Here is a 712-nt window from a genome sequence, read left to right on the forward strand (position 1 = left end):
AGACCCCCGCGCCCTTGGCCTTACCGCACGCCATCTCGCCTATATCATCTATACCTCCGGTTCCACCGGAACCCCAAAGGGCGTCATGGTCGAGCATCGGGGGGTGGTGCGTCTCGTGGTGGGAAACGATTTTGTTGAGATCTCGCCGCAGGACGTCTTTCTCAACGCTTCCTCACCGACATTCGACGCGACGACGTTCGAGGTTTGGGGCGCCTTGGCAAACGGCGCCAGTGTTGTCCTCTATCCTAAACGTTACATCTCGACCGCAAAGCTGGCCCAGATCATCCAAGACCAAGGCGTTACCATCGCCTGGATGACAGCACGGTTGTTCGACCTCTATATCAGGGAAGGGCGGAGCACCGATCCGCTGCGGCACCTGCTGGTCGGCGGTGAAGAGGTCTCCCCCGCTTCCGTCAGCGCCTGCCAGAACCGACATTCAAAGCTTCGGATCTCCAATGGCTACGGCCCAACGGAGAACACTACCTTCAGTCTTTGCTATCCGACGCCTGCAAATTTCGATAACCGGCAGCGCGTCCCGATCGGCCGTCCGATTGCCAACACGCGGCTCTATCTTCTCGACGGTCATGGTCAGCCCGTGCCATTCGGGGCGGTCGGCGAGCTTTATATCGGCGGGGCCGGCGTTGCCCGCGGCTACCTCAACCGGCCGGAGCTGACGGCCGAGCGGTTCATCGCCAGTCCCTTTGTCGAAGGC

At 61.0% G+C, this 712-nt stretch carries 1 protein-coding gene; it reads left to right on the forward strand.

The genetic code is table 11. From position 1 onward, the window contains the following. Positions 1–712, forward strand: a 712-nt coding sequence (locus PY650_RS36610; protein WP_285884987.1) for an AMP-binding protein, incomplete at both ends; no start/stop codon positions are given.

The organism is Martinezella calliandrae (assembly GCF_030272695.1).
In the GTDB taxonomy this organism is placed as follows: Bacteria; Pseudomonadota; Alphaproteobacteria; order Rhizobiales; family Rhizobiaceae; genus Rhizobium; species Rhizobium calliandrae.